Source organism: Micromonospora sp. NPDC048999, assembly GCF_040649295.1.
Taxonomy (GTDB): Bacteria; Actinomycetota; Actinomycetes; order Mycobacteriales; family Micromonosporaceae; genus Micromonospora.
In genome coordinates this window covers 1-5,410 of record NZ_JBEZFI010000088.1, presented here as the reverse complement: position 1 = coordinate 5,410, position 5,410 = coordinate 1, and the positions used below count along the sequence as shown (strand labels likewise).

Below are 5,410 nucleotides of genomic sequence, written 5' to 3'. Positions count from 1 at the left end.
TGCCCCGGATGGGGGTCCTGCGGTGCGGGGCTTTCGGATGGTGTGTGGTTGTTCTTTGAGAACTCAACAGGGTGCTTGATAAGCCAGTGCCAAATTGATTTATTACCCCGCACTGGGCAGGTCTTCTTTGGGAGGTCTGTTTGGTGGGGATTCCTTTGGCAACATTTTTGTTGCTGGGATGGATTGTTCAACAAGTTTTTGTTGGAGAGTTTGATCCTGGCTCAGGACGAACGCTGGCGGCGTGCTTAACACATGCAAGTCGAGCGGAAAGGCCCTTCGGGGTACTCGAGCGGCGAACGGGTGAGTAACACGTGAGCAACCTGCCCTAGGCTTTGGGATAACCCTCGGAAACGGGGGCTAATACCGAATATTACTTCTGGTCGCATGACTGGTGGTGGAAAGTTTTTCGGCCTGGGATGGGCTCGCGGCCTATCAGCTTGTTGGTGGGGTGATGGCCTACCAAGGCGACGACGGGTAGCCGGCCTGAGAGGGCGACCGGCCACACTGGGACTGAGACACGGCCCAGACTCCTACGGGAGGCAGCAGTGGGGAATATTGCACAATGGGCGGAAGCCTGATGCAGCGACGCCGCGTGAGGGATGACGGCCTTCGGGTTGTAAACCTCTTTCAGCAGGGACGAAGCGCAAGTGACGGTACCTGCAGAAGAAGCGCCGGCCAACTACGTGCCAGCAGCCGCGGTAAGACGTAGGGCGCGAGCGTTGTCCGGATTTATTGGGCGTAAAGAGCTCGTAGGCGGCTTGTCGCGTCGACTGTGAAAACCCGCAGCTCAACTGCGGGCCTGCAGTCGATACGGGCAGGCTAGAGTTCGGTAGGGGAGACTGGAATTCCTGGTGTAGCGGTGAAATGCGCAGATATCAGGAGGAACACCGGTGGCGAAGGCGGGTCTCTGGGCCGATACTGACGCTGAGGAGCGAAAGCGTGGGGAGCGAACAGGATTAGATACCCTGGTAGTCCACGCTGTAAACGTTGGGCGCTAGGTGTGGGGGGCCTCTCCGGTTCCCTGTGCCGCAGCTAACGCATTAAGCGCCCCGCCTGGGGAGTACGGCCGCAAGGCTAAAACTCAAAGGAATTGACGGGGGCCCGCACAAGCGGCGGAGCATGCGGATTAATTCGATGCAACGCGAAGAACCTTACCTGGGTTTGACATGGCCGCAAAACCTGCAGAGATGTGGGGTCCTTCGGGGGCGGTCACAGGTGGTGCATGGCTGTCGTCAGCTCGTGTCGTGAGATGTTGGGTTAAGTCCCGCAACGAGCGCAACCCTCGTTCGATGTTGCCAGCGCGTTATGGCGGGGACTCATCGAAGACTGCCGGGGTCAACTCGGAGGAAGGTGGGGATGACGTCAAGTCATCATGCCCCTTATGTCCAGGGCTTCACGCATGCTACAATGGCCGGTACAATGGGCTGCGATACCGTGAGGTGGAGCGAATCCCAAAAAGCCGGTCTCAGTTCGGATCGGGGTCTGCAACTCGACCCCGTGAAGTCGGAGTCGCTAGTAATCGCAGATCAGCAACGCTGCGGTGAATACGTTCCCGGGCCTTGTACACACCGCCCGTCACGTCACGAAAGTCGGCAACACCCGAAGCCGGTGGCCCAACCCGTAAGGGAGGGAGCCGTCGAAGGTGGGGCTGGCGATTGGGACGAAGTCGTAACAAGGTAGCCGTACCGGAAGGTGCGGCTGGATCACCTCCTTTCTAAGGAGCACCATCCGTCGAAAGACGGTATGGAGCCCGCGGCCCGCGAATGTCGGGTCGGGGTGCTCAATGGCGGAGACACTGGCGAGCTTGGTGCCGGCAACGGCTGGGTTTCTTCTAGTACGGCCACTTTCGGGTGGTGTGGAACGGAGTCCTGGTGCGGCTGGTGGTGAGTGCATAGCACCCTGTTGGGTCCTGAAGGAACAACCGTTGGTTGTTTTCTTCGGAGCCTTGAGCGCGGAGCGTGAGCTTCGCGGAGGCGCCAGGCATGGCCTGGTCTCGCATACCGCCGGCGGTTGTCGGGTTTGGTGTGGGGCTGTGGGTTGTGGGTTGGTCGTTTGTTGAGAATTGCACAGTGGACGCGAGCATCTTTGTGGTCAAGTTGTCAAGGGCGAACGGTGGATGCCTTGGCACCAGGAGCCGATGAAGGACGTGGGAGGCCGCGATAGGCCTGGGGGAGCTGTCAACCAAGCTGTGATCCCAGGGTGTCCGAATGGGGAAACCCGGCTGGAGTCATGTCCAGTCACCTACACCTGAACACATAGGGTGTATGGAGGGAACGCGGGGAAGTGAAACATCTCAGTACCCGTAGGAAGAGAAAACAAATAGTGATTCCGTGAGTAGTGGCGAGCGAAAGCGGATTGAGGCTAAACCGGCTGCGTGTGATACCTGTCAGGGGTTGCGTGGTCGGGGTTGTGGGACCCTGCTGGATGTGCTGACACGCATTCGAGGAGTTACAAAGTCAGTTGCTAGTCGAACAGTCTGGAATGGCTGACCGTAGACGGTGATAGTCCGGTAGGTGAAAGTGGCTGATCTCCTGTGGGTGTTCCCGAGTAGCGGCGGACCCCTGTAATCTGCCGTGAATCTGCCAGGACCACCTGGTAAGCCTGAATACTTCCTGGTGACCGATAGCGGACAAGTACCGTGAGGGAATGGTGAAAAGTACCCCGGGAGGGGAGTGAAATAGTACCTGAAACCGTTCGCCTACAATCCGTCGGAGCCTTACGGGGTGACGGCGTGCCTTTTGAAGAATGAGCCTGCGAGTTAGTGGCATGTGGCGAGGTTAACCCGTGTGGGGGAGCCGTAGCGAAAGCGAGTCTGAATAGGGCGAATTCAGTCGCATGCTCTAGACCCGAAGCGGAGTGATCTAGCCATGGGCAGGCTGAAGCGCGGGTAAGACCGCGTGGAGGGCCGAACCCACCAACGTTGAAAAGTTGGGGGATGACCTGTGGTTAGGGGTGAAAGGCCAATCAAACTCCGTGATAGCTGGTTCTCCCCGAAATGCATTTAGGTGCAGCGTCGCGTGTTTCTTGCCGGAGGTAGAGCACTGGATGGTCTAGGGGGCCCACAAGCTTACCGAAATCAGCCAAACTCCGAATGCCGGTAAGTGAGAGCGCGGCAGTGAGACTGCGGGGGATAAGCTTCGTAGTCGAGAGGGAAACAGCCCAGATCACCAGCTAAGGCCCCTAAGCGTGTGCTAAGTGGAAAAGGATGTGGGGTCGCATAGACAACCAGGAGGTTGGCTTAGAAGCAGCCACCCTTTAAAGAGTGCGTAATAGCTCACTGGTCAAGTGGTTCCGCGCCGACAATGTAGCGGGGCTCAAGCACACCGCCGAAGCTGTGGCATTCACATTTTAACCTCGCTGTGCCTTGATGTGCGGTGCAGGTGTGTGGATGGGTAGGGGAGCGTCGTGCCGGGGGTGAAGCAACGGGGTGACCTAGTTGTGGACGCGGCACGAGTGAGAATGCAGGCATGAGTAGCGAAAGAAGGGTGAGAAACCCTTCCGCCGGATGACCAAGGGTTCCAGGGCCAGGTTAATCCGCCCTGGGTGAGTCGGGACCTAAGGCGAGGCCGAGAGGCGTAGTCGATGGACAACGGGTTGATATTCCCGTACCCGCGAAGGAGCGACCCTGATGAACCTCGTTGTGCTAACCACCCGAACTGTGGGCGGTCTTCGGACCAAACATGGGGAGCGTGGGAACCTGGCGGGTAGTAGTCAAGCGATGGGGTGACGCAGGAAGGTAGCTGAGCCCGGCCGGTGGTTGTGCCGGGGTAAGCGTGTAGGCCGTGCTGTAGGCAAATCCGCAGCACATGTAGGCTGAGACGTGATGCCGAGCCGATTCAGGTGAAGTCAGTGATCCTATGCTGCCGAGAAAAGCCTCTAGCGAGTTCTTAGCGGCCCGTACCCCAAACCGACACAGGTGGTCAGGTAGAGAATACCGAGGCGATCGGGCGAACTGTGGTTAAGGAACTCGGCAAATTGCCCCCGTAACTTAGGGAGAAGGGGGGCCGGAGACGTGAAGCCCCGCGCGGGTGGAGCGTTGTATGGCCGCAGAGAGCAGGGGGAAGCGACTGTTTACTAAAAACACAGGTCCATGCGAAGAAGTAATTCGATGTATATGGACTGACGCCTGCCCGGTGCTGGAACGTTAAGGGGACCTGTTAGCTCTTCGGGGCGAAGCGGAGAACTTAAGCGCCAGTAAACGGCGGTGGTAACTATAACCATCCTAAGGTAGCGAAATTCCTTGTCGGGTAAGTTCCGACCTGCACGAATGGCGTAACGACTTCCCCACTGTCTCAACCACAGGCCCGGCGAAATTGCACTACGAGTAAAGATGCTCGTTACGCGCGGCAGGACGGAAAGACCCCGGGACCTTTACTATAGCTTGACATTGGTATCCGAATTAGCTTGTGTAGGATAGGTGGGAGCCGGTGAAGTCCATACGCCAGTATGGGTGGAGGCAATCTTGAAATACCACTCTGGTTGGTTTGGGTATCTAACTTCGGACCGTTATCCGGTTCAGGGACAGTGTCTGGTGGGTAGTTTAACTGGGGCGGTTGCCTCCTAAAGGGTAACGGAGGCGCCCAAAGGTTCCCTCAGCCTGGTTGGCAATCAGGTGTTGAGTGCAAGTGCACAAGGGAGCTTGACTGTGAGACTGACAGGTCGAGCAGGGACGAAAGTCGGGACTAGTGATCCGGCACTGGCATGTGGAAGCGGTGTCGCTCAACGGATAAAAGGTACCCCGGGGATAACAGGCTGATCTTCCCCAAGAGTCCATATCGACGGGATGGTTTGGCACCTCGATGTCGGCTCGTCGCATCCTGGGGCTGTAGCAGGTCCCAAGGGTTGGGCTGTTCGCCCATTAAAGCGGTACGCGAGCTGGGTTTAGAACGTCGTGAGACAGTTCGGTCCCTATCCGCCGTGCGCGTAGGATACTTGAGAAGGGCTGTCCCTAGTACGAGAGGACCGGGACGGACGAACCTCTGGTGTGCCAGTTGTCCCGCCAGGGGCACGGCTGGTTAGCTACGTTCGGAAGGGATAACCGCTGAAAGCATCTAAGCGGGAAGCTCGCTTCAAGATGAGGTATCCCACCCACCTTTGGTGGGGTAAGGCCCCCAGCTAGACGACTGGGTTGATAGGCCGGAAATGTAAGCCCGGTAACGGGTTCAGTTGACCGGTACTAATAGGCCGAGGACTTGACTACTAAGCTGCTACGCGTCCACTGTGCAACTCCCGACAAACGAACAACACCACCCGGTTGCGGGTTGGTTGGTTGTTTGACATGTCGATAGAGTTACGGCGGTCATGGCGGAGGGGAAACGCCCGGTCACATTCCGAACCCGGAAGCTAAGCCCTCCAGCGCCGATGGTACTGCACTCGGGAGGGTGTGGGAGAGTAGGACACCGCCGGACAA

At 57.9% G+C, this 5,410-nt stretch carries 3 rRNA genes; all 3 read left to right on the top strand.

From position 1 onward, the window contains the following. Positions 1-198: 198 nt before the first annotated feature. The 3 genes from AB0C02_RS33320 (at position 199) to rrf (ending at position 5,408) form a co-directional block, all read left to right on the top strand. Positions 199-1,714, top strand: a 16S ribosomal RNA gene (locus tag AB0C02_RS33320). 375 nt (positions 1,715-2,089) lie between these two features. Next, a 23S ribosomal RNA gene (locus AB0C02_RS33315) occupies positions 2,090-5,200 on the top strand. Between the two features lie 91 nt (positions 5,201-5,291). After that, positions 5,292-5,408 (top strand): 5S ribosomal RNA (gene rrf, locus AB0C02_RS33310). Together the 16S, 23S and 5S rRNA genes form the textbook arrangement of a ribosomal RNA operon. Positions 5,409-5,410: the final 2 nt, after the last annotated feature.